General features: G+C 39.3%; 23 protein-coding genes and 2 pseudogenes. 6 read left to right on the forward strand and 19 right to left on the reverse strand.

The features are described from left to right. Positions 1 to 18: 18 nt before the first annotated feature. The 6 genes from tsaE to cutA form a co-directional block, all read right to left on the reverse strand. Entirely contained in the window at positions 19 to 489 is a 471-nt protein-coding gene (gene tsaE, locus ACJJVZ_RS18585; RefSeq protein ID WP_405602620.1) for a tRNA (adenosine(37)-N6)-threonylcarbamoyltransferase complex ATPase subunit type 1 TsaE, read from the reverse strand. Between the two features lie 126 nt (positions 490 to 615). After that, positions 616 to 1,956, reverse strand: a complete 1,341-nt coding sequence (accC, locus tag ACJJVZ_RS18590) for an acetyl-CoA carboxylase biotin carboxylase subunit (RefSeq protein ID WP_077536779.1) — start codon at positions 1,954 to 1,956, stop codon at positions 616 to 618. A gap of 26 nt (positions 1,957 to 1,982) precedes the next feature. Continuing rightward, positions 1,983 to 2,447, reverse strand: a complete 465-nt coding sequence (accB, locus tag ACJJVZ_RS18595) for an acetyl-CoA carboxylase biotin carboxyl carrier protein (RefSeq protein WP_405602623.1) — start codon at positions 2,445 to 2,447, stop codon at positions 1,983 to 1,985. A gap of 36 nt (positions 2,448 to 2,483) precedes the next feature. Beyond that, a complete protein-coding gene (gene aroQ, locus ACJJVZ_RS18600; protein ID WP_405602626.1) occupies positions 2,484 to 2,936 on the reverse strand; it encodes a type II 3-dehydroquinate dehydratase in 453 nt (150 codons plus the stop codon). 228 nt (positions 2,937 to 3,164) lie between these two features. Beyond that, entirely contained in the window at positions 3,165 to 5,000 is a 1,836-nt protein-coding gene (locus ACJJVZ_RS18605; RefSeq protein WP_405602629.1) for a protein-disulfide reductase DsbD, read from the reverse strand. Next, positions 5,000 to 5,320, reverse strand: a complete 321-nt coding sequence (cutA, locus tag ACJJVZ_RS18610) for a divalent-cation tolerance protein CutA (RefSeq protein WP_405602632.1) — start codon at positions 5,318 to 5,320, stop codon at positions 5,000 to 5,002. The genes ACJJVZ_RS18605 and cutA overlap by 1 nt, the downstream gene beginning before the upstream one ends. 177 nt (positions 5,321 to 5,497) lie before the next feature. On the opposite strand from cutA, the gene ACJJVZ_RS18615 reads away from it, so the two are divergent. The 3 genes from ACJJVZ_RS18615 (at position 5,498) to groL (ending at position 8,066) form a co-directional block, all read left to right on the forward strand. Continuing rightward, complete coding sequence (locus ACJJVZ_RS18615) at positions 5,498 to 5,974, forward strand: FxsA family protein (protein WP_405602635.1); 477 nt, start codon at positions 5,498 to 5,500, stop codon at positions 5,972 to 5,974. Positions 5,975 to 6,083: 109 nt separating this feature from the next. Further along, positions 6,084 to 6,371 (forward strand): co-chaperone GroES, encoded by a 288-nt coding sequence (locus ACJJVZ_RS18620; protein WP_077536773.1) that lies wholly within the window; start codon positions 6,084 to 6,086, stop codon positions 6,369 to 6,371. Positions 6,372 to 6,419: 48 nt separating this feature from the next. Beyond that, the gene (gene groL, locus ACJJVZ_RS18625; protein ID WP_405602637.1) at positions 6,420 to 8,066 is read left to right on the forward strand and encodes a chaperonin GroEL; all 1,647 of its coding nucleotides are present in this window, start codon (positions 6,420 to 6,422) and stop codon (positions 8,064 to 8,066) included. 348 nt (positions 8,067 to 8,414) lie between these two features. Here groL and ACJJVZ_RS18630 read toward each other — a convergent pair whose 3' ends face one another. From ACJJVZ_RS18630 to ACJJVZ_RS18660, 7 genes and pseudogenes are all read right to left on the reverse strand, one after another. Further along, positions 8,415 to 9,647 carry an acetyl-CoA carboxylase biotin carboxylase subunit family protein gene (locus ACJJVZ_RS18630; protein WP_405602639.1) on the reverse strand — a complete coding sequence of 411 codons (1,233 nt, stop codon included), beginning with the start codon at positions 9,645 to 9,647 and terminating at the stop codon, positions 8,415 to 8,417. A 30-nt stretch (positions 9,648 to 9,677) separates the two neighbouring features. Continuing rightward, positions 9,678 to 11,012, reverse strand: a complete 1,335-nt coding sequence (locus tag ACJJVZ_RS18635; protein ID WP_077536761.1) for an MATE family efflux transporter — start codon at positions 11,010 to 11,012, stop codon at positions 9,678 to 9,680. Further along, a complete protein-coding gene (locus ACJJVZ_RS18640; protein WP_077536760.1) occupies positions 11,005 to 12,078 on the reverse strand; it encodes a histidinol-phosphate transaminase in 1,074 nt (357 codons plus the stop codon). Before ACJJVZ_RS18640 ends, ACJJVZ_RS18635 begins: the two co-directional genes overlap by 8 nt. Next, entirely contained in the window at positions 12,079 to 12,456 is a 378-nt protein-coding gene (locus ACJJVZ_RS18645; RefSeq protein WP_077536759.1) for a hypothetical protein, read from the reverse strand. 10 nt (positions 12,457 to 12,466) lie between these two features. Then, on the reverse strand, positions 12,467 to 13,174 hold the full coding sequence (locus ACJJVZ_RS18650) for a methyltransferase domain-containing protein (RefSeq protein WP_405602643.1): 708 nt from the start codon (positions 13,172 to 13,174) through the stop codon (positions 12,467 to 12,469). 17 nt (positions 13,175 to 13,191) lie between these two features. Continuing rightward, entirely contained in the window at positions 13,192 to 13,449 is a 258-nt protein-coding gene (locus ACJJVZ_RS18655) for a hypothetical protein (protein ID WP_405602645.1), read from the reverse strand. A 330-nt stretch (positions 13,450 to 13,779) separates the two neighbouring features. Beyond that, a pseudogene (locus tag ACJJVZ_RS18660) lies at positions 13,780 to 14,948 on the reverse strand (IS3 family transposase). A gap of 511 nt (positions 14,949 to 15,459) precedes the next feature. Here ACJJVZ_RS18660 and ACJJVZ_RS18665 point away from each other — a divergent pair. Beyond that, entirely contained in the window at positions 15,460 to 16,140 is a 681-nt protein-coding gene (locus ACJJVZ_RS18665; RefSeq protein WP_405602647.1) for a 4'-phosphopantetheinyl transferase, read from the forward strand. A 1,019-nt stretch (positions 16,141 to 17,159) separates the two neighbouring features. Here the strand turns inward: ACJJVZ_RS18665 and ACJJVZ_RS18670 are convergent. Next, a pseudogene (locus ACJJVZ_RS18670) lies at positions 17,160 to 17,285 on the reverse strand (elongation factor Tu); the annotation flags it as partial. A gap of 439 nt (positions 17,286 to 17,724) precedes the next feature. On the opposite strand from ACJJVZ_RS18670, the gene ACJJVZ_RS18675 reads away from it, so the two are divergent. Then, positions 17,725 to 18,204, forward strand: a complete 480-nt coding sequence (locus ACJJVZ_RS18675) for an RNA recognition motif domain-containing protein (RefSeq protein ID WP_405602649.1) — start codon at positions 17,725 to 17,727, stop codon at positions 18,202 to 18,204. Here ACJJVZ_RS18675 and murI read toward each other — a convergent pair. Together murI and ACJJVZ_RS18685 are read right to left on the reverse strand one after the other, a co-directional pair. Then, on the reverse strand, positions 18,167 to 18,967 hold the full coding sequence (gene murI, locus ACJJVZ_RS18680; protein ID WP_193154652.1) for a glutamate racemase: 801 nt from the start codon (positions 18,965 to 18,967) through the stop codon (positions 18,167 to 18,169). The two genes, ACJJVZ_RS18675 and murI, sit on opposite strands and share 38 nt — an antisense overlap. A 65-nt stretch (positions 18,968 to 19,032) precedes the next feature. Further along, the gene (locus ACJJVZ_RS18685) at positions 19,033 to 20,172 is read right to left on the reverse strand and encodes a DUF5610 domain-containing protein (RefSeq protein ID WP_405602651.1); all 1,140 of its coding nucleotides are present in this window, start codon (positions 20,170 to 20,172) and stop codon (positions 19,033 to 19,035) included. Between the two features lie 164 nt (positions 20,173 to 20,336). Between ACJJVZ_RS18685 and trmA the strand changes: the two genes are divergently transcribed. Continuing rightward, a complete protein-coding gene (trmA, locus tag ACJJVZ_RS18690) occupies positions 20,337 to 21,434 on the forward strand; it encodes a tRNA (uridine(54)-C5)-methyltransferase TrmA (protein WP_405602654.1) in 1,098 nt (365 codons plus the stop codon). Positions 21,435 to 21,444: 10 nt separating this feature from the next. Here the strand turns inward: trmA and ACJJVZ_RS18695 are convergent, their stop codons facing one another. The 3 genes from ACJJVZ_RS18695 to ACJJVZ_RS18705 form a co-directional block, all read right to left on the reverse strand. Next, positions 21,445 to 21,798 (reverse strand): DUF523 domain-containing protein, encoded by a 354-nt coding sequence (locus ACJJVZ_RS18695; RefSeq protein WP_405602657.1) that lies wholly within the window; start codon positions 21,796 to 21,798, stop codon positions 21,445 to 21,447. Positions 21,799 to 21,979: 181 nt separating this feature from the next. Then, positions 21,980 to 22,147 carry a 2-thiouracil desulfurase family protein gene (locus ACJJVZ_RS18700; RefSeq protein WP_405602660.1) on the reverse strand — a complete coding sequence of 56 codons (168 nt, stop codon included), beginning with the start codon at positions 22,145 to 22,147 and terminating at the stop codon, positions 21,980 to 21,982. A 60-nt stretch (positions 22,148 to 22,207) separates the two neighbouring features. Further along, positions 22,208 to 22,846: a thiol:disulfide interchange protein DsbA/DsbL gene (locus ACJJVZ_RS18705; RefSeq protein WP_405602663.1), complete on the reverse strand. Its 639-nt coding sequence runs from the start codon at positions 22,844 to 22,846 to the stop codon at positions 22,208 to 22,210. Positions 22,847 to 22,852: the final 6 nt, after the last annotated feature.

The following is a 22,852-nucleotide window of genomic DNA, read 5'->3' on the forward strand; positions in this document are numbered from 1 at the left end:
ATTACTGCCTTCACTATTTTATTGTTTTTTATTTAGTTTTTCGACAATTGCTATACCGCGATCACTCGCACTATTAATAACAATTTTACGTTCGTTACCCACATAGCTTAGGGTAATATCTAAATCAGGCACAGGAATAAATTCGCCACCCTTCTCAGGCCATTCAACAACACAAATTGCATCTGCCGAAAAATAGTCTCGTATTCCCATGTATTCGAGCTCTTCTGGATCGCCTAAACGGTATAAATCAAAATGATAAACATTTGCTCGTTCAAGCTCATAAGGTTCTACTAGTGTATATGTCGGACTTTTAACCTTACCTGCATGGCCAAAGCCTTGCACAACGCCACGGGTAAAGGTTGTTTTACCAGCCCCTAAGTCGCCGTGTAAATAAATCACCGCACCTTGTTCTATAATAACCGCAACTTGGTTTCCCATGGCGACTGTGGCTACTTCATCATTTAGGTGTGATTCAAAACTACGCGTCATAACTACCTCAAAAATTCACTTAAAAGCGTATGTTTGCTAATCATACCAGAATATTTATTTAAGGCGATAAATTGCAGTTTCAGGCATAAAAAAACCGGCCTAAGCCGGTTCTTTAAAACGCTAGAATTATAATCCTAGTTTTTTCTCAAGATAGTGGATGTTCGTACCACCATTTTGGAAGTTCTCATCTGCAAGAATTCTCTTATGCAGAGGAGTATTCGTTTTAATTCCGTCAATAACAAGTTCATTAAGTGCATTGCGCGCACGGGCAATGGCTACGTCACGGTTTTCACCGTAAGTAATTAACTTACCAATCATAGAATCGTAATGTGGTGGAACCGTGTAGTCAGCGTAAATATGGCTGTCCCAACGAATACCTAACCCACCAGCTGGATGAAAACGTGTAATTTTACCCGGTGACGGAATAAACGTTTCTGGATCTTCAGCATTAATACGACACTCAATAGCATGACCGCGAATAACAACGTCGTCTTGAGTGAACGATAAAGGCTGACCCGCAGCAATCTTTAATTGTTCTTTGATTAAGTCGATACCAGTAACCATTTCAGTTACAGGGTGTTCAACCTGAATACGTGTATTCATTTCAATGAAGTAAAACTCGCCGTTTTCGTATAAAAACTCAAACGTACCTGCACCACGGTAACCAATTTCAATGCATGCTCGTGTACAGCGTTCACCAATAAATTTACGTGTTTCAGCTGTAATACCTGGCGCTGGCGCTTCTTCAACTACTTTTTGGTGACGACGTTGCATAGAGCAATCACGTTCACCTAAATGTACTGCATTACCTTGGCCATCCGCTAATACTTGAACTTCAATATGACGTGGGTTTTCAAGGAATTTCTCCATGTAAACCATACCATTGCCAAAGAACTGCTTAGCTTCTTGCTGTGTTAAGGCTATTGAATCAATAAGTTCAGCTTCGCTGCGAACAACGCGCATACCACGACCACCACCGCCACCAGCGGCTTTGATGATTACTGGGTAACCAATGCGTTTAGCAATTTGCATGTTGCGTTCTTTATCATCTGATACAGGACCGTCAGATCCTGGCACACATGGAACGCCTGCTTTACGCATTGCTGCGATAGCAGATACTTTATCACCCATAAGGCGAATAGTGTCGCCTGTAGGACCGATAAATACAAAGCCACTTTGCTCAACTTGGTCGGCAAAATCGGCGTTTTCTGCAAGAAAACCGTAACCTGGATGAATAGCGACCGCATCAGTTATTTCTGCCGCTGCAATAATGCGCGGAATATCTAAATAACTTTCAGTGGCTGCTGGTCTACCAATACAGATGGTTTCATCTGCAAGCAATACATGCTTAAGATCGCGATCCGCCGTTGAATGCACAGCAACCGTTTTGATCCCAAGCTCTTTGCAGGCGCGCAATATACGAAGTGCAATTTCACCTCGGTTTGCAATGACTACTTTATCTAACATTAGAGTTGGCCTTTTACGTTACGCTATTATTCAATTATGAATAGAGGTTGATCAAATTCAATTGGCTCGCCATTTTCAGCTAAAATAGCTCTTACTGTACCCGCTTTGTCTGATTCAATTTGGTTCATCATTTTCATAGCTTCGATGATACAAAGTGTATCGCCAACTTTAACTTGCTGACCTACTTCTACATACGCTGGCGCTTCTGGAGAGGCCGCTGCGTAAAAAGATCCAACCATTGGCGATTTAACCTGATGACCCGTAGGTTCTGCCGATGCTACTGGTGCTGCTTCAACTGCAGCAGGAGCTGCTGCAACTGGGGCTGCTGGCGCTGGTGCATATTGCTGTGGAGCAAATTGCGGGTAACCCGGGCCTGCGCTCATATTGTTACGATTAATACGTACTGATTCTTCACCTTCAGTAATTTCCAGCTCAGCGATACCTGATTCTTCTACTAATTCGATCAACTTCTTTATCTTGCGAATATCCATTATACGACCCGCCTATTAGTTAGTTTGTGTGTTAATTTAAATTGTATTTTGCAACCGGTTAACTGCTGCATTCAATGCTGCGTGATAACCCATTGCGCCTAATCCACATACCACGCCCTGTGCCACATCAGAAAAATACGAATGATGGCGAAACGCTTCACGTGCGTGCACATTACTTAAATGCACCTCAAAAAACGGAATATCAACACTTAACAGTGCATCACGTAATGCGACGCTAGTATGCGTAAATGCAGCTGGGTTAATTATTATGCAATCAACCGCTTGCCAAGCATCGTGTATTCGTTCAATGAGTGCTTGCTCACTATTACTTTGAAAATGCGTTAACTCAACATCTAGACTATTAGCGGCACTGATTAGTTCGTTCATAATCTCACTGAGCGTCTGAAAACCGTATTTATCCGGTTCACGCTTGCCCAGCATGTTTAAATTTGGACCATTTATAACTAAAAAGCTAAATTTTGCAGCCATAATACGCGATATATCCTATAAGTAATGAGTTAAGCAGTTACTAGCTAATTTTTCACTTTTAAGTAAGTAAAAAAAGTAATGTAGCAACAATTTCTCACGTTAACCAACTATTATAGTGATTTCGACGTAAATAGCAGCAAAATACTGGTCTAATCAGTGCTGTAGGAATAAATCAGGAAGGAAATCAGAATCCGCCACTTGATTAAATCAAGTGGCGTTGTTGCACTATTATTGTGCGCTAGCGCGCACTACAGCGAGGTGTTTAGCAAAATCCTCAGCATTTAAAAAGCCCGTTACACGTTGTGTACTTAGCTCTTTACCTTGGGTGTTAAAAAACAAAATACTCGGTAAACCGAACACCGTGTACTCTTCCATTAGCTCAATTGTTTTATTATCACTCTCAGTTAAATCAATTTGAATAAGCTGATAGTGGCTAAACTCATCTTGTACTTGGGCATCTGGAAACGTGTAATGTTCAAACTCTTTACACGCCACGCACCAATCGGCATATAAATCGACCATAACCATTCGACCTTCGTCGTTTGCTTGTGCAACGGCTTCTTTTAGTTCGGCTAAATCAGCAACCTGTTTAAACTCATTATTTTGTGAGCTTACCTGTACTGTTTGTACTTGTACTGGCCAAAAGTAGTTTTTAGTTAACGTAAAGCCTGTAATAACTAATAGAGTGGCAGCAAACCATAATGCAGTTTTTAACTTGCGTTGTGTTTGGCTACTTTGCCAATGATGTAAGTACAGTGCTGTTGCTAATGCAAGCACACCTGCCATTAATAATATAATGTCAGCGCTTACTAGACGCTCAAGTAATATAAGTGGCACTATTAACATTACAAAACCAAACAAGGTTTTAACTTGCTCCATCCAACCACCCGCTTTAGGCAGCAATTTACCGCCAGATGTACCGAGTAATAACAATGGTAATCCCATACCCAAACTGAGCACGTACAGCGTTAAACCACCTACTAGGTAATCGCCACTTTGCGCTACAAATAAGAGTGCAGCCGACAGTGGCGCCGTAGTGCAAGGTGATGCAATCAATCCCGAAAGTACACCCATTAAAAATACGCCAACATAGTTGCCGCCTTTTTGATTATTACTTACCTGAGTGAGTTTATTCATCATACTGCTAGGTAGTTTTATTTCGTACCAACCAAACATCGACATAGCGAGTAATACAAACAGCAAACTAAAACTGATTAGCACAAATGGATGCTGTAAATACCCCTGTACTTGCCCACCTAGTGCTGCAACAACGAGACCAAGAGCCGCATAGGTAACAGCCATACCTTGTACGTATACAAACGATAATGCGAAGGCTTTTTTAGTAGAAAGATTTTGTTGCCCCGCAATTAAGCTCGACAAAATAGGAAACATGGGGAATACGCATGGCGTAAAAGCAAGGCCAACACCAACGACAAAAAATATGAGTAAATTAGTTATTAAGCTCTGACTTGCTAATTGCTCAGTAAAAGTAAGTTCTTTTTCGGTGTCACCTGAATTTGTTGCAGGTTCAGCTGCTGGCTCGTTAAGGGCTGCAAATGTGCTTTGCGCTGTTGCGGCTTTATCGGAAGCGCTATTTTGATCTACATTCTTAATCTGTGCGCCACTAATTACACTAAGTGGAATACTAATCACTTCTGGCGGATAACAAAGCCCTGCTTTAGCACAGCCTTGGTAACGCACTTTAACTACGGCACCGTCGGTAACATTACTTAATTTACTTATTACACTTACAGCGTTAAAAAAGACTGCTGTTTTACCAAAAAATTCATCTTCAATAATTTCGCCACTACCAGAGTCACCCACTTGAATGTTTGCGCCTTTGGCAATGATTTCTATTTTCTTTTTATACAGGTAATAATCTGGTGCTATATCCCAGCCCACAAACAAAGTATTGCCTTGCTGGTCAAAATCAAATGCAAACGCTTGCTCTACAGGCAAAAAAGTATGTTGAGGAGGTCCTAATAAATCACCAAGCACATTATTAGTCGCAGCCTTTACAGGCACAACTAATAAAGTTACCAACAATAAAAAGAAAAAACGCATTAATTTAATACCTCATCCATCCAATTAAAATAGGCTAAGTTTCCGGTTGCAACATCAATAACTTGTATCTCTGGCACTTCGTAACTGTGCATTGCTTTTATGGTTAAAAACACATCGTTCATCTTGTCTGATTTCGTTTTTATAAGTAATTTAGCTTCTATTGCTTCAGCTATTTCACCTTCCCACATATAAATAGCTCCCACATTGGGTAAGATATTTACGCAAGCAGCGAGTTTTTTCTCTACTAACGCCCTTGCGAGCATACGTGCCTCGCCTTCGTCTTTGCAGGTCGTAAAAATCAGTTTAAATTGCGTAGTCATTATGAACCTTACTTATTTAACAGTGTCTAGCTTCATAGTATCTGATAGAGGGTACAATGTGTAGACGCTAAAATAACAGTAAAATAACTATAGCGATGCCCTAACCTTGAAAAGAGACCTCGTCACCCTCATTTATATTTCATCAACTCTTTTGAGTGTCATTATTTAGAGAGCGTTATGTTTAGATTTTTATTTGTGTTGTTTATCATCGTGCCTATTATCGAAATCGCCTTACTAATTCAAGTAAGCGATGTAATTGGCGGGTTTGCAACAATTGCACTGGTTGTTATGACCGCTATTTTAGGTGCCAAAATGGTGAAGACACAAGGCATGGGCGCATTGCAGAATGTGCAAACGCAAATGGCGCAAGGGCAAATGCCAGCTAAAGAATTATTTACCGGAATATGCGTTGTAATTGCGGGCGTATTATTACTTACCCCAGGCATTATGACTGACGTATTTGGACTACTATTACTAACCCCTGCTATTCGTAACAAATTGGCTGCAGGCCTTGCTAGCCAAGCAACTGTTAGAATGAGCGCAAGCATGAAACAAGGGCCATCGCCATTTGCTCAACAACCGCATTCACCGCGTGAACAGCAGCAAATGGACCAGCCAACAACTATTGATGGTGAATATGAGCGAAAAGATTAAAAATTTATCGTTTTTTCTCTTGGAATTTTTCACTCTACCCCCATTAATGAATGCAAATTAGAAAAGCTTTTTTCTGTCCTGTTCAGAAACTGTTAGGAGAACTAAAAACATGAACATTCGTCCTTTACAAGATCGCGTAATCGTTAAACGTCTAGAAGAAGAAACAAAATCTGCTGGCGGTATTGTATTAACTGGCTCTGCAGCTGAGAAGTCAACTCGCGGAGAAGTTATAGCCGTAGGTAATGGTCGCGTTTTAGAAAACGGTGACGTGAGAGCGTTAGAAGTTAAAGCCGGTGACACTGTGTTATTTGGCTCATATGTTGAAAAAGTTGAAAAGATCGAAGGTCAAGAGTACCTGATCATGCGTGAAGATAATATTTTAGGCATTGTAGGCTAAACCTACTTTTCGTTTATAAACATTTAAGAATTTAGAGGAATTTAAAACATGGCAGCAAAAGAAGTACTTTTTGCAGGTGACGCACGCGCTAAAATGCTAACTGGCGTAAACATCCTAGCAAACGCAGTAAAAGTTACATTAGGTCCTAAAGGCCGTAACGTTGTACTAGACAAATCGTTTGGCTCTCCAGTTATCACTAAAGATGGTGTATCTGTAGCAAAAGAAATCGAACTTGAAGACAAGTTTGAAAACATGGGCGCACAAATGGTTAAAGAAGTTGCATCTAAAGCAAATGATGCAGCCGGCGATGGTACAACTACCGCTACAGTACTTGCACAGTCTATTGTTAACGAAGGCCTTAAAGCGGTTGCTGCGGGCATGAACCCGATGGATCTTAAGCGCGGCATCGACAAAGCAGTTATTGCTGCTGTTGCAGAACTTAAAGCGTTATCTGTTCCTTGTGCTGACACTAAAGCCATTGCACAAGTAGGTACTATTTCAGCTAACTCTGATAAAGAGATTGGCGACATCATTGCACAAGCAATGGAAAAAGTAGGCCGTAACAGTGGTGTTATTACTGTAGAAGAAGGTCAATCACTTGAAAACGAACTAGATGTTGTTGAAGGCATGCAGTTTGACCGTGGTTACTTATCTCCTTACTTTATCAACAGCCCAGAAAAAGGCACTGTTGAACTAGATAACCCATTTATTCTACTTGTAGATAAAAAAATATCTAACATCCGCGAATTATTACCAACATTAGAAGCGGTTGCTAAAGCAAGCAAACCACTACTAATCATCGCAGAAGACCTTGAAGGCGAAGCACTAGCTACATTAGTCGTTAATAACATGCGCGGTATTGTTAAAGTATCAGCGGTTAAAGCACCTGGTTTTGGCGACCGTCGTAAAGCAATGCTACAAGATATCGCCGTATTAACTGGCGGTACTGTTATTTCTGAAGAAATCGGCTTAGAGCTTGAAAAAGCAACAGTTGAAGACCTAGGTACAGCTAAGCGCGTAATCATCACCAAAGATGATACAACTATCATTGACGGTGCTGGTGAAGAAGCGGGTATTAGCGGTCGTGTTTCACAAATTAAAGCACAAATTGAAGAAGCAACATCAGACTACGATAAAGAAAAACTTCAAGAGCGCATGGCTAAACTAGCTGGCGGTGTTGCAGTAATCAAAGTAGGTGCTGCTACTGAAATCGAAATGAAAGAGAAAAAAGACCGTGTTGAAGATGCATTAAATGCAACTCGTGCAGCGGTTGAAGAAGGCGTAGTACCTGGCGGCGGTGTTGCACTTGTACGTGCTGCTAGCAAGCTAGTTGATTTAGTTGGCGACAACGAAGATCAAAACCACGGTATTAAAGTTGCACTTCGTGCGATGGAAGCGCCACTTCGTCAAATCGTAACTAACGCTGGCGAAGAAGCATCAGTTGTAATTAACGCAGTTAAAGGCGGCGATGGTAACTACGGTTACAACGCAGCAACTGGCGAATACAACGACATGATTGAAATGGGTATCCTAGATCCAACTAAAGTAACACGCTCTGCACTACAATTTGCAGGGTCTATTGCGGGTCTAATGATCACTACTGAAGCAATGGTAGCTGAAATCCCAAAAGATGAAGCTGGTGCACCTGATATGGGTGGCATGGGCGGAATGGGTGGTATGGGCGGAATGATGTAATAATAGAGTTTCATCTCTATTTTATAATCCTAAATCATATAGTTTAATCAGTTAGATAAAAGTCCGAATAGTAATATTCGGGCTTTTTTTAATCAGGCCACCGCTGGCGATGTAGACTGATAGGATAAGGGAGGTTTTGCTCCTCGGGTTCGGTGTGTATGAAAGGAGACATTTAAAACATCTAGATTTAAGGATAAAAGCAGCATAAAGAAGATTTCTTTTATAATCAAAAACCATCATGGTTTTCATTCACTTTGATATGGTTTTTTATACGGTTAAACTTTATTTAGAATGAATTTTTACCCTTGATTTAATACTAACTTCTTTGGTGTAGCATGCTTAAAAAAATCACATACTCGACTTCCACTGTACCGTCGAATTAAACCAATCCATAGTTTTTTCAATGGTGTTTTTGACTTCTTCCGTGCTAGCCCCAGTAATAGCAATTTCGGCTAATACACACCGCTCGTCATCAAAATAATCGCCGTTGCTGGCGAATACATTAAAGTTTTTCACCTGTTCAAAAGGACATTTGCTCGGCAAGTGATCAACATAAGTATTACTGACTTTATTTGGAATGATGATCCAACCGCAAAATTGCTCTGGTTCAACAATCACATGATCAAGTATCTGGGGTTCTTTTTGACCAATAGACGCTTTAAAAGCAATTTCTTTTATGTTGATACCAAACACATTTTCAATGGCTGTCATCACCGGACCAACTCCAGCACGGGCAGCGATTTCACATAACTTTAATGAACCATCACTACAGTTAAACACCTCGGCATGAAAAGCAAAGTTTTCAGGCGAGGGCAATACATCAATACAATCGCTGACATAACGATTGAGTGACTCAAGCAATGGGTCGTTTGATGCCAACATGCAACTGGCAATATGCTCGCCGTCAGGGAATCCGCTACAATTGGTCACATACAGTGAAGGCCAAATAAAGCGGATCTCACCGTCGATCACCAAACCATCAATATGGTACATTGGACCATCAATAAATTCTTCGACCATTAAATTAATTAAGTCTTCTGACGATCGTTTCAAACCTATTTTAAGCCTTTGATATAAATCCTGTTCATCCCTTAACACCGAAATTCCTCTTGAGCTTTTTGATGCCCTAGGCTTAATCAATACTGGGTATTGGTTGGTATTAATGAAATTGGTCAAATCCAAAGTATTGTCGATCACAGAAAACGCTGGAACATCAATATTATTATCACGTAACAGGGTTTTCATTAGCCCTTTATCGCGATAAGCCATAGTAGACGCTAAAGACGCACCAGGTAAACCCCATTGCTTGCGTAAATAAGCCGCAGGTAAAAGGTCAAACTCGCGAATGCCGATTACATAATCAAATTTAACATTACTATTGAGCTTTTCGGCAAAATAATAAATCAAATCATCATTATCAGCACTATCAATACCAACAATATGCTTATAGCTGCTTGCAGCATCCGGGGTAATATTTTTGAGCGAATATTCAGTGGTGATCATGTAACAATTGTGCTGTGCCAACCATTGTGAAACAGGGTTTGCTGACAACGATTCGAAGTTAATAATGAGTATGTTCATTAGATAATCCTTTAATAATTAATTCAGAGGCTATTTGGCGATGTCAGCCTGTTTTGTGCTATCAAAAAACCATTTTTCACCTTGCCACATCAGGGCTATCAATAGTGCCTCGATGGCTCTATAAGCTAAAAAGCAAAACCAAAGTACGTCAATGTGCTGATTTTTCACGATACAAAGGTAATAAACCCCAGGGATAAACAATAGCCATTGTAAAGCGATAGTTACCCTAGCAATTCGACGATTATAACCTGCTCCAAACATCGCAAATTTCAAAATTTGTGCAAAAGCTTCAAAAAAGATAAAAATAACAGTGAGTTGAAATAATCCAAGCACTTTCTCAACCAAAGCCGAATCTTTTAAAAATAATGTCAGCACTTGCTGTGGTATCAATAATATCAATAATTGCAGTGCACATAAGGTTAAACCGACTGCCAGAGCTGTATTGCCCCATTTTTTTGCCTCACCGTTTTGCTTTGCACCTAACGAATGACTGACAAATGTTGCAGACGCCAGACCTAATCCAATCAACGGCATCACACTAAACAGCATCAAATTGTTCAGCACCGTAACAATAGCCAGTGATTGAGCACCGATTTGACTGGCAATGATAAACATGACAGCAAATCCAGCGGAGAAAAAAAGTTGTTGAAAACCGGCATAAAACGACAACTTGGCGATCTCTTTGAAATGAACTGTGATCGATACCCGCTTAAAAAAACGATACTGTTTATCGACTAAAAAACCACAAGCCAAAAACAACAAAACGCCAATATAAAACGATATGGCAGTACCCAATCCAGCTCCTTTAATGCCAAAACCAAGCGACACTAAGCTGTAGCTGATCAAAATATTTGCCGTATAAATAGACAAAATGACCATCAAGCTGAATCGATTTTTTCCGATGCCAGCAAAATAACCCCGAAAGGCCCTAACCACGCCTATAGCAGGTGCAGCCAACACTAGGGCTTGAAGATATTCGATACTGTTACTGGCCAACAGCGGATCATCGATCAACAAATAGATAAACCAAGGGATAAAAAATAAGCTGCACGTAATGACTGAACCAACTACAATGGCAACAAGCAAAGCGCCATGCAATGCATTCACTGTACTTTGCGGTTTTCCTTCGCCGATTTTTTTGCCAACAACAGACTGCACGCTGATCATAATGCCGGTAACACCGCTGGTGAGCACTGCAAATATAAAGCCACACAAACCAACAGCCGCAATCGCAGTCACGCCAATATTGCCCACAATGAGCATGTCGACGATACTGATCAAACTTTGCGACATCATCAACAACATATGCGGTATAGCGGTAACTAAAATTTGCTTAAAGCGTAAATTAAAGGTGGCATTACTCACAGGTTTGAAGTAGTTCTTCGTCTTTAGCCTCAACGGGCACAATGCTGAGCAAATTTAACAAATTGTGTAAATCTTGCTGGCTGCAAATCGATGCTCGGATCCAGCCAGATAAACCAAAAGCCGTGCAGTCGCGAACCTGAGTGCCCAAATGATTCGCCCTAGCCATCAATTGCTCGGTGCCATGGTGCGGTTTAAAGCACATGAAATTGGTAGATGAAGGCACAAATTCGATGTTGTTTTGGCTCAGTTGAGCCGTCAACTGTGCCATCAAACCATTCACTTCTTGCACTGTTTTCTCTAGCGTGCCCAATGATAATACTTCACCAGCCAAACGTTGGGCAAATCGGTTCACCCTAAAAGGCAAAGCCAACGCCGACTGTGCGACTAGGTCGATTAATGCTTTAGGTCCCATGGCAAAACCCACCCGCAATCCGGCCAAACCATAAGCTTTAGAAAACGTTCTAAGCACTATCGCATTGGCACCGTTGGCTATTTTTTGCAAAACCGAGTGTTTTTGTTCATCAGCAAATTGAATGTACGCTTCATCAATGATCGGAATAATGTTGTTTTGGTTCATCACCTCAATAAACTGCTCTACCTCATTGATCCTCATCAGCGAACCTGTTGGGTTATGAGGATTACATAAAAATGCTACCGCCACATCATCATTGATACCATCTTTAAAGCGCTCTAGGTTACATTTTAAATTCACCAAAGGCACTTTAATGTTTTTGCCGCCCACCACTATGGTTGAAGTTTCATAACCAGGAAAAGTTTGCTCAGCAATTAAACTCGACTTCCCACCTTTTAAAAAGGTTAGACACATCAATAACACTATTTCGTCGACACCGTTACCCAGTATTAGCATGTCTTTTGGCACATGATAAAACTCTGCCAAGGTGTTGATTAATTCAGCATTGCTTGGATCGGGGTAGGTACTGATTTTTTTAAACTCGTCCAAAAATAACGAATCTAACACTTGCAATTTATCACTGTTGGTTTCGTTTAGATGCAAACGATTTTGCACATGATTATCGCTGGCGTTAAAGGTGGTTAATTTAGTCATTTACTGGCTTCCTTCTTTACCGTACAAAATACCAAAGCAAAAACTGCCACTACTGGCTTTTTTGGTGATAAATTGATGCTCTTTACCTGCTGGCACATGTATGACACTTGGTGAAACATAAGTTTTCACCTCCCCGTCAATGGTTACATCAATGATCGCATCAGCGGGTTTGGCCGAGATTAAAAAATAAATCTCATCAACCTCATGACAATGAGGGCTGGCCACAGGCACATCAACCAATTGAGAAATATCGCCACCGGCCAGCTCAAAGGGCATACCACCAAACATCTCTTGGCAAAGAAAAAACGGCACCGAGCGAGTATGGCCCTCAACCTCTTTGAATATTGGTAAATCACTATAAAACTGATGATTACTCATAATATTGCCCCTATTTTAAAACGTATAAATAGGTATTTGGCACATTAAGATATTTCACCTTAGTGATTTCAAACCCGGCCTCAACAAAGTACTGCTCATAGTCTTCTTTGTTGAACAATTTAATGTTCATAAAATGATGCACATACTCAAAACCATAACTGAAAATCGGTGTATCGGCGTCAAGCTGCTGCTCATCTGACAAAAAGGTGTCAGCGATGAAAAAAGTGTTTGCATTTGGGAAGGTAGTCCGCAGCTTACGCAATACTTTGACTGGGTCTTGGGCGTTAAACAAATCGTGCATCATCATAAAAGACATTACTGTATCGACTTGGTCAAATTTTTCGCCCAGTGCAGGGTCATCAATAGCGTCTAATACGTTTTGATTGTGCACCGTGATGCGCTGTTGCATATCATTGTTTAAAATGTTTTCGTTGGCTTCAACAATCGCTTTACTGCTAATGTCGATACCAATACCATTAACACCGTTAAAAACCTTACAGACATTAATCAATGCACCTGCATTACCACTGCCTAAATCAACAATGTTTTTGATATCTTGTTGGTCAAATTCAGCGACCACCGTATCCCACATAAAAGCACGATTGGCTTGGCGCGAACCCAGTGCCACATCACCACCGTCGACCATTGAGTAAAAAGATTCGCCATTGTCTGGATTTATCGAAGTAAAGTTTTTGATGAAATCACCATAACCGCCCACAGCCCAAGTAAAAAAGCCTACGTTTTTTTTAAATCTTTACCCAATGTCGTTAACGATAACTTTTCATGCTGATCTTGCTCAAAAAGTCCAAACTTAAGGCTATAGTCAATTAAGGATTTAAACAGGCTTGATTTTTGTTCGTTATTTTTATTATCCGTGAGGGTTTTTATGTCAATTTTTTCGGCATCGTTGAAAAGATCAAAGATTCCACTTTTCCCGAGATGGTAACATAAGTGTGATCCGATATAACCGTTGAAAATACTTGAAGCTTGCATAACTATCCTTAGTTAATTGAAATATATTGTTTTGCCAATTTTGGATATCCGTCCCCTGTTATTGATTCTGTAATTCAAATAATCAGTTAAAAGCTTTTATAAAAAACTTCTATTTATCTTTAATCGTTCGAAAATGTTTATATCTATTATAGGGATTAGACAATTATCTTTTGATATAAAAACATATCCCTAGCTAATTAACAACATTTAATCTAGTACGTTAGAGTAATGAATCTAAATACTTAAATTTTGCTCAAGGCAAGCAAGAGGGGGGAGGAAATCACCTTAGAGTATCTATTTGACGTGGTCAACTAAATTCAGTCACCCTAGTTAAGAAACTATATCTAATGTTTCGGTTCGTTCTTCAAAGTCATTTGGGCTTTGATAATTTAAGTACGAATGCAAGCGACGACTGTTGTACCACATGCAGGTGTAATTCATTACATCCTGCTGAGCTTCATAACGCGTTGGGTAATTTTTCCAATGCACTCTCTCTGGCTTCAAACTACCGAAGAAGCTCTCTGCAACAGCATTATCCCAGCAACAGCCTTTCTTACTCATGCTACCAATAAAGTCATTTGACTTGAGCAATCTACGATATTGGTGGCTTGCATATTGAACCCCTTAATCTGAATGGATAATTAACCCTGCTTTGGGTTGCTGTTGCCACATCGCCATAGTCAGTTCATCACAGACAAGCTGCGCTTTCATTCGTGAGCCCATGCTCCAACCAACGACTTTACGCGAATATAAATCAATCACTACCGCCAGATACAACCAACCTTCTGCAGTCCAAACATAAGTGATATCTTGTCCCCAAGCTTGATCAGCGGCTTCAACGTTGAAGTTTTGCTCAAGTACATTGGGATAAATAGGCTTGTTATGGTCACTATTCGTTGTTACTTTGTATTTCTTTTTATAACGCACCCAGACATTTGCCTCTTTCATTAACTGTGCTGTTTTGTGACGGCTCACCGGAAAACCGAGTGCATTTAAGACTTTCTGAATACGCCTTTCACCGTAAGTATTATCACTGAAGTGCGCTATGTCCTTGACCCAATCAATCATTTCTTGATGTGTTGGATCCTCTGATTTAGTTGAATGTCGCTTTTGATAACTATAGTAATTGTTACTTTTTACACACAGTATTCGGCACATGGCCGCCACAGGCCAAGTCTTCTTGTATTGGGTTATGAACGAATATTTCACTTCGTTTCTTTGGCAAAGAAGACCGTCGCTTTTTTTAATATTTCACGCTCCATTTCTAGGCGTTTCACTTGCGCTTTTAGCTCTCTAATCTCTTCTTGCTCAGGGGTTAAATTACCGTTCCCTCTAAAAGCCTGCCCATCATCATTTTCAGCTTCTTTTACCCACCGACTAAGCATGTTGGGATTTACCCCTAAATTTATAGAGGCTTCTGCTTGAGAGTAGTTTTGATCAACAACTAATACGATGGCATCAAGTTTAAATTCTTTGGAATACTTTTTACGTTTTGTCATTATCGATCCCCAGTTAAGTTGATTATCTCTTAACTGGGGTAGTAGAATCCATTAAACCACGTTACAGAAAGAAATTAAGTTAAAAGATGTAATCTATGACAATGTTCTGAATTATCTTATGGGAAATCATGTTGAACTAGTTGATGAACACTACCGATTAATGTGATCTAGTACGTGTATTAGTTTAGATTTAAAAGCATCTACTCTAATGCCAGCCCGTTAAGCATTCTATGAATATATATTCACTCTTATTCATAAAATTAGTACTGATTATAGAAATCCGATATAAGTGCTTCAAGTTATATAATTAAAGGGCTACAGGAAAATTCAGCTGAATCGCCCTGTAGCTCTTTCATTTATTGGCTTTCACTTAACCGACCAGCATTACGCATATGCTTGGTCTTTCGACGTAAAAACTTTAGTACCTTAAAGCTGATATGTATTTTAAATTGCATGTTTGACCTTGTAAACTAGTCCTGAAACGCTTAGCCGCTCAATATTGGAGTAAAAAATGCAAATTCTAGAAAATTTTAATTTCACCTCTCAATTACTAGTACCCTTTTATTGTATAAACTTTTCTGAGCAATATTTTACCCCCGATAGTTTTCAATATTACGGACAACCTTTTCCTGAACAATTAAATAAGGCAGTAATAAAAAGAAAAGCTGAATATTTAGCTGGTCGAATTTGTGCCACAAGAGCCCTTGATAAATTGGGGTTTAAACATCAGATTATCGGCACGTCAAAAAGTAGAGCGCCTTTATGGCCTATAAAAGCAATAGGATCAATTTCACATACGACAGATCTTGCTATAGCGATAGTTATGCATGCAAACCAAGCCAAAGGAATCGGTATAGATATTGAAAAAAAGATGCCTGATGAGCTTGAGGATAATCTTAATAATCAAATATTAAGAGAGGATGAAATCTTGGTATTTCAGCGACTAGGTAAACAACTCTCCTCTCCACTGAGCATTATATTTTCAGCAAAAGAGAGTATTTATAAAGCGCTATACGCAAGTGTTGGTGAATTCTTCGGCTTTAAATGTGCCAAATTATTAGATTTTAATCAAAATATGTTAACATTTCAGATTATGGATACTCTAAGTAGCGCCGTCCCTGCGGGCACAAAGCTCAACGTCTATTACCAAGTGACCTCAGAGTATATTGTTACGGAGTGCTTATTTTGTTAGTTTTTTATCACTTAGACTCAACTATAGCGGTGTTGTATTATTCGTTTCTAGGCAATCTGGTGCCAATTCATAAAATTAATTAGCTTTCCCTATGCAGATAGGATCGCAAGACCATTGAGTAATTGGATGAAAGCTCTACCTAATTTCGTTGAGTTAATAATCGTACCTATCCCAAGGCGTGGAAAGCGATTACACGAGCCACTAGTGGGCTGTATGCATACTTAAACAGATACTGAAGAATTAAAACCCCATCTAAACTGTAATACCAATTACGTTAAGAAAAACAGGTTATGCTATCTGCATACAAATTTGGTGGAAAAAATGGCGAAATTTAAACCTGCAACGCATTCAGTTGCAATCATTATAACGCCGGTTTAGTGCTAAATTAACCTAAAATAGTACGAAGACTCTAAAACTGTAGTCAAATTTTATTGACCACTACATTTTCGATTCGTTTGAAGCCTGTTTTATTCCAATACAGCAATTTGAGTTTATCTTTCGCTTAAAAATAATGCCCTAATGTAGGCATCACGTTTCTGCACACCCTCAATGAGTACTACAAGTCCACTAATGGGTTTTTGAAAGTCGACGTGTTTCGTGATCTTTGTGCTAACAAAACGCCTTGATACGAACTTTGTTAGCAACTCTCAGTTCGCTAGCGTATTGCTTCGCCAGAGCTACATGTTTTTCTCATGGTCATTTCCTAATTAAAACTCGAAAATAGCTTAGTAGTTTCGACGAGTTATAGGCTGGTGTACTCTGCTAGACACTTACCATTAAATTACTCAAAGGTTTACGCCGATTGGTATTATAATAAGAATTATTGAGAGATAAAAATTAAGCAAAGACTTTATTTTAGGCATTAAAAAACCCGAGACTAAGCTCGGGTTTTTTGGTAATAATTAGCTAAGCTAATTATTACGCTACGATACGCCACCTTCATTTGACACTTTTCTTCAGGCATTAAAAAGCCCGAGACTAAGCTCGGGCTTTTTGGTAATAATTAGCTAGGCTAATAATTACGCTACGATAGTTGCTACAACACCAGCACCTACAGTACGGCCGCCTTCACGGATAGCAAAACGAAGACCTTCATCCATCGCGATTGGCGCGATTAGAGTTACAGTCATCTTGATGTTATCACCCCACACAGATGATTGCTTTATATTGTTAAAGAACGTTTTGAGTCGCTTTAGCGTCTCAAGGGATGCGAATAATACACCCTTTATTTTTCGAGTCAACACTTAGTTTTAAACTTTCTTTTGGAAGATTCAAAACTTAAGTTTTATGTAACTCTCTGAGTCGTTGCTGCCTCGCTATGCGTTGCCGTTTCCCGTCTCAGTGGGGTCGCATTATAGGGAGATCCGAAAACAGATCAACCCTTTTTTAAGATCTTTTTACTGTTCGAACAAAAATAGAACAAAACACCATGAAACCATATAAAAACACAGCTAAGGTGATGCTTTTTTACACTGTTTTTTATTATTTAACACAAATACCATTGCTATGTTTGATTAAGACGTTAAGATAGCAAGTTCACAATGTTAAATTAATGTTTATTTCCTGTTTATTGGTAGATCTAAAATGAAATTACCCGATCAAAAGTCTTTTATATTTTCTGTTATCCTTGCCGTAGTTGGTTTTGTTGTCATTAAATTTGTTTTTGGCAGCTTAGCCTTAGACCCTGCACTATTATTTGGTGCTGGTTTATTAATAGGTGGAATTGTTATCGCAGCAATGTCATCTGAAGGCGCTGAAGAAGTTGAAGTGAAAACTAAGACTCTTTATGTTGGTAACCTCCCTTATCGCGCAAACGAAGGTGTTGTTCGTGCATTATTTGAAGAACAAGGCAAAGTATTTAATGTCCGCTTATTAAAGGACAAAAATACTGGCAAACGTCGTGGCTTTGGTTTTGTTGAAATGGCGCAAGCCGATGCTGACAATGCTATAACAAAGTTAAATGATAGTGAGTTCCAACAACGTACTTTAAAAGTTCGTGAAGCAAAGCAAAAACAAGATGAGGATGCTAATTCAATACGTCCTGAACTTGATCAATCAGTGTAACCAGCTTTACTACTAGCTTAGTACTAAAAATATCAGCCGTTGCATAATATTGCAGCGGCTTTTTTGTATGCGAAGCTTTTTTATTCAACCCACAGTAACTACTAAGTAAATCACTAACACGATTGGCTATTGCAGCTCCAGAATCAAGCAACTGTACTTTTGAATTAAAATACGCGTTTATTGGTTTAGCTAAAATAGGAAAATGTGTACACCCTAGCACCAACACATCAACTTCTTTATTGATCTCTAAACTATCCAGCTCTTTATAAAGCTCATCTGTATCTAGTTGTTGAGTAAAAAAGTACTGCTCTGCCAGCGACACCAACTTAACACTACTATATAAGTTCACCGTTATATGCCTGGCATGTTCTTGAATTAGTTTAGCCGTATATGAACTTGATACAGTTGTAGGCGTGGCAAGAAGCCCGATATGTTTTGATTGACTTAATTGAGCCGCCGGCTTTATTGCAGGTACAACGCCTACAATTGGAATATCAGTAATTTGACGTACCGCACTCAACGCTGACGTGGATGCGGTATTGCAGGCTATAACAATTAAATCGACGTCGAGGGCTTCTTGTTTGATGAAATGTACAAGGGCGCATAAACGATTGATGATAGTTTGTTGTGATTGAGCACCATATGGCAGTAAAGCATTATCCATAAAATAACTGTATTGAGCATGAGGTATGCTCTGCTGAATATGCTCAAGTACCGTAGTGCCACCAATACCTGAATCAAAAACCATAATGTGCACTGACAAACCACTGTTCCTACTGTAAATTAAGAATAGCAGTTTGACATGTCACTTTTGTAAAGGAAAGCAGTTTAACTTTGCGGTGATTCTAGATTAGCCAGCTCATCTGCCGCAGTATTTAGCTGATCCAGGTTTTCAAACATTGCTTTAGTATAATCAACTAATTTATCAATCCCGCTTTGATCTTGATTTAACCATTCCATAATACCCGATAATTGGCTTTGCAGACCCAGATCGGCTGCTTTTGTATAAACTTCTTTTAAATCGTCATTAAAAGGGGCTATTTTTTCCGAGACCGCCTTCTCTGGTATTGGCCTGTATTCTTCGTAGCTTTTTATCGTTGCAACCGTTTTGGTTTGTCTTAAATCCATTGAGAAAGCGACTAACTGTTCGTTATCTAAACTCAACGCTTGCGCTTCTTCAAATGCTTTGTCTAAATCGCCACTAAAAAAAGTTTTACTCACTCCTTGTATGTCTTCCATTAGTTCATTAATCGCTTTTTGTTCATCTTCATTTAAATCACCATTAACCGACATAGAAAATGATAACTCTCGAGACTGCGATGATTCACTTATATACCCTTCACTATTTCCCTGCTTTTGATAACCGCTCGCTGACTGTGACTCAAAAGAGTCGGAGAAACTAATACTAACTTCATCACCTTCTGCAGTAGTAAATTTGTATTCAGCGTTATTGCTTAAACTAGCGTATTGAGCCTGACTAATACTCACACTCGCCGGTTGTGGGTTAAACAAATCATCTTCAAGCTTATTAAGACCATTAAAGATACCTTCTTTGGACTTATTAATGCCTTCTTCAATATCGGTATTAAATACACCGGTACCTTTTAATTCATCAATTGCATCATCAATCCCCATTTGCACACCTTTGCGGGCTTCACCAAGTATGCCTTTGAGCTTGTCATCATCAGCACCATTAGCCTTCGCATTTTTGAGTGTACCTGTCACAAAATCGAGTACATTTTTAACTACCTCGCCAAAATCAAATAATGACTTATCTGCTTTTTTCTCAGCAACAGGTAAGCCAAGTTGCTCAGCCATCTTATCGCCCAACACTTTTGCAGCAAGTTCTTTCCCGCTTTGTTGATAACTATCTTGAGGAGACTTAATTGTTGGCTGTGGTATCGTTACTTTATTATTGAATTTATTGATATTGTTATTTGGCATAAAGCCAAAATTATTGATTTTCATAATTCGTCTCCTAAGCGTGAGTAATTTATTATCGGCTATAACGTATAAAACTAAAGGGGAACGCACAAAAAAACAGCATTAATTCTAGTCAAAACTAGACAAATACGCCTCGCCCCCTACAATAGCGCCGATAAACAGATCTCAGAGATAAGGTAGTAACGTTAATGGCAGTTATTAAAATCGATACCACACAATACGATGCACAATTAAGCGAGAAAGAGCAGCGAATACGTGCACAGTTCCAACGTTTTGGTGTAGAACAATTAGAAGTATTTAGTTCAGAGCCAACTAACTACCGTCAACGTGCTGAATTTAGAGTATGGCATGATGGCGACGATCTGTTTCATATAATGTTTGATCAACAAACAAAAGACAAAATCCGTGTTGATACGTTTGATCCAGCAGCACCTTTAGTAGGTGAAGTAATGCAGGTGATGATTGAAAACCTTAAGCCTTGCGAAATATTACGTCGTAAGTTATTTCAAATAGATTACCTATCAACGCTAAGTGGTGAAATTTTAGTAAGTTTGCTTTATCACAAGCCACTAGATGATGAATGGTTAAATGAAATTAAAGTGCTTAAAGAAAAGCTGAGCAGTAAATACAAAATTGACTTTATTGGCCGTGCTCGCAAACAAAAAGAAGTGCTGGGTGATGACTTTGTAACTGAACGCTTAACAGTTAATGGTCACGAGCTTATTTACCAACAAGTAGAAAACAGTTTCACTCAGCCTAATGCTAAAGTAAATATTAGTATGCTGGAGTGGGCACAAGATTTATGTAAACCACTTAAAAATGATTTATTAGAGCTTTACTGTGGCAACGGTAACTTTTCAATTGCGTTAGCTGGTTCGTTTAATAAAGTGTTGGCAACAGAGATATCAAAATCATCTGTACACTCTGCTCAATACAATATTGCTAAAAACAACGTAGAGAACTTAGATATTATTCGTATGTCGAGCGAAGAATTCACCCAAGCTATGAACGGTGAGCGTACTTTCTCTCGTTTAGACGGTATTGACCTTAAAAGCTATGACTGCCAAACCATATTAGTTGATCCACCGCGCGCGGGCATGGATGAATTAACCTGTGACTTAGTGGCTAACTACGAAAGCATAATTTATATATCGTGTAATCCTGAAACCCTTGAGCGTGACCTTGATCTCTTAACACGTACGCACAACGTTAAGCGCTTTGCTATATTTGATCAGTTCCCATATACACATCACATTGAGTCTGGTGTTTTTTTACAACGCAAATAACCAGCCAGAATTAAAGTGCCAGTACTTTTATAAGTGCTGGTATTTGCTCTTCACTAAATACTTGAATACCATTTTTTATTAATAATGCAGCAGTTAAACCCAGTCCTTCGATTTTTACTCCGCGATGCTTTCCATCATATATTGTATTTCGTCCGCAAGAAGGGCTCGATTCTTTAAGTAGGGCAAAACGAACTTGATTCTTTTTACACAGTTCTAACGCTATATTAGCTCCAGTTTGAAACTGTTCTGTTACATTTTCTCCTAAATTAGTAACTACTCTCCCCTGAATTATTTCAGCAGGGGATATAGGGCGTGTTGACCTTTCGTGATTGATTTTGCAGCTGTATGTTTGGTTTTTAGGCAAGGCAGAGCCTATGTAGTGTGGTTATTCCCCATAAATAGGCGATAACGCAGCATAAATGCCAAACATGCGCTGCCCGAAGGGTTCCTTCTAGGGACAATCAACTCTTTGTTGCTCGGCTTTTACTTAGCCCACTAGGTTACAAACCTCGCGCCGCGATTGAACAAATTTCAATCTACAAAGATCAACACGCCCCAGGTATAGGAAGCCCACCAGCGACCTCAGGACAAAACACTATTAATCTATTTTGTTTTTGCCACAAATTAAGCTGTGGATGCAAAATTGCGTGCCCCCTACCATCGTAGCGAACAGGCTGTCCTAGCAAGCAACTCGATACTAATATTTTTTCCATCACTATATCCTTATAAAGCAAAAAAGCTCCATTAAGGAGCTTTTTTTGATTTAGCTAAACTTATTTATTTGCTAAATAGTTAATCAGTTTACTGATATCTTCTGGCTTAGTTATACCCGACTCTTTACCGAGGTTTAACTTATATTTACCATTGACAATAAAAGTAGGTACACCACGAAGTGCGCCTTTTTCTTTAAAGTAGTCTTGATCGCGTTTCATTTTAGAGCTTAGCGTACGTACCGAAAAACTTTTAAACAACTTGTCAAACTTACCGCCATCAACGCCTTGCGCTACAAAGATATCTTTTACATCTGCAAGCTCATTAAACTTAGCGCGCTTGGTATGAATGTGATTAAAAATAGCAGAGATAATTTTATCTTTTTGCGGAAGTACTTCTGCTGTTGCAAGCGCTTGGCTCATCATTTGTTGATTTTCTGGATCGCGAACCCCCACAAAATCTACATGACTCTTTTTAAACTTAACGTTTTTATCAAGTGACGGTTTAAATTCTGAAATGAGTCCTTCCATGTTATTACATGCCGGACAGTAGAATGAAAAGAACTCTTTAATTTCTGGCTTTTTAGTTGCGCGCTCAGATACAACATCGTAATGCACGCCTTCTTCATAAGTTGCTGCAAAACTTGTCACTGCCATAGGCAGTAATAGTGCAAGCAAGCCTGCTTTAACTAATTTGATCATTATTTT

Origin of the sequence: Pseudoalteromonas sp. Ld19 (genome assembly GCF_045064135.1) — a bacterium.
GTDB lineage: Bacteria > Pseudomonadota > Gammaproteobacteria > Enterobacterales > Alteromonadaceae > Pseudoalteromonas > Pseudoalteromonas aliena.

Coding starts and splice junctions, on each gene's coding strand:
- tsaE (WP_405602620.1), bottom strand. CDS start 489: ATGACGCGTAGTTTTGAATCACACCTAAATGATGAAGTAGCCACAGTC.
- accC (WP_077536779.1), bottom strand. CDS start 1,956: ATGTTAGATAAAGTAGTCATTGCAAACCGAGGTGAAATTGCACTTCGT.
- accB (WP_405602623.1), bottom strand. CDS start 2,447: ATGGATATTCGCAAGATAAAGAAGTTGATCGAATTAGTAGAAGAATCA.
- aroQ (WP_405602626.1), bottom strand. CDS start 2,936: ATGGCTGCAAAATTTAGCTTTTTAGTTATAAATGGTCCAAATTTAAAC.
- ACJJVZ_RS18605 (WP_405602629.1), bottom strand. CDS start 5,000: ATGCGTTTTTTCTTTTTATTGTTGGTAACTTTATTAGTTGTGCCTGTA.
- cutA (WP_405602632.1), bottom strand. CDS start 5,320: ATGACTACGCAATTTAAACTGATTTTTACGACCTGCAAAGACGAAGGC.
- ACJJVZ_RS18615 (WP_405602635.1), top strand. CDS start 5,498: ATGTTTAGATTTTTATTTGTGTTGTTTATCATCGTGCCTATTATCGAA.
- ACJJVZ_RS18620 (WP_077536773.1), top strand. CDS start 6,084: ATGAACATTCGTCCTTTACAAGATCGCGTAATCGTTAAACGTCTAGAA.
- groL (WP_405602637.1), top strand. CDS start 6,420: ATGGCAGCAAAAGAAGTACTTTTTGCAGGTGACGCACGCGCTAAAATG.
- ACJJVZ_RS18630 (WP_405602639.1), bottom strand. CDS start 9,647: ATGAACATACTCATTATTAACTTCGAATCGTTGTCAGCAAACCCTGTT.
- ACJJVZ_RS18640 (WP_077536760.1), bottom strand. CDS start 12,078: ATGACTAAATTAACCACCTTTAACGCCAGCGATAATCATGTGCAAAAT.
- ACJJVZ_RS18645 (WP_077536759.1), bottom strand. CDS start 12,456: ATGAGTAATCATCAGTTTTATAGTGATTTACCAATATTCAAAGAGGTT.
- ACJJVZ_RS18655 (WP_405602645.1), bottom strand. CDS start 13,449: ATGCAAGCTTCAAGTATTTTCAACGGTTATATCGGATCACACTTATGT.
- ACJJVZ_RS18665 (WP_405602647.1), top strand. CDS start 15,460: ATGCAAATTCTAGAAAATTTTAATTTCACCTCTCAATTACTAGTACCC.
- ACJJVZ_RS18675 (WP_405602649.1), top strand. CDS start 17,725: ATGAAATTACCCGATCAAAAGTCTTTTATATTTTCTGTTATCCTTGCC.
- ACJJVZ_RS18685 (WP_405602651.1), bottom strand. CDS start 20,172: ATGAAAATCAATAATTTTGGCTTTATGCCAAATAACAATATCAATAAA.
- trmA (WP_405602654.1), top strand. CDS start 20,337: ATGGCAGTTATTAAAATCGATACCACACAATACGATGCACAATTAAGC.
- ACJJVZ_RS18700 (WP_405602660.1), bottom strand. CDS start 22,147: ATGGAAAAAATATTAGTATCGAGTTGCTTGCTAGGACAGCCTGTTCGC.
- ACJJVZ_RS18705 (WP_405602663.1), bottom strand. CDS start 22,846: ATGATCAAATTAGTTAAAGCAGGCTTGCTTGCACTATTACTGCCTATG.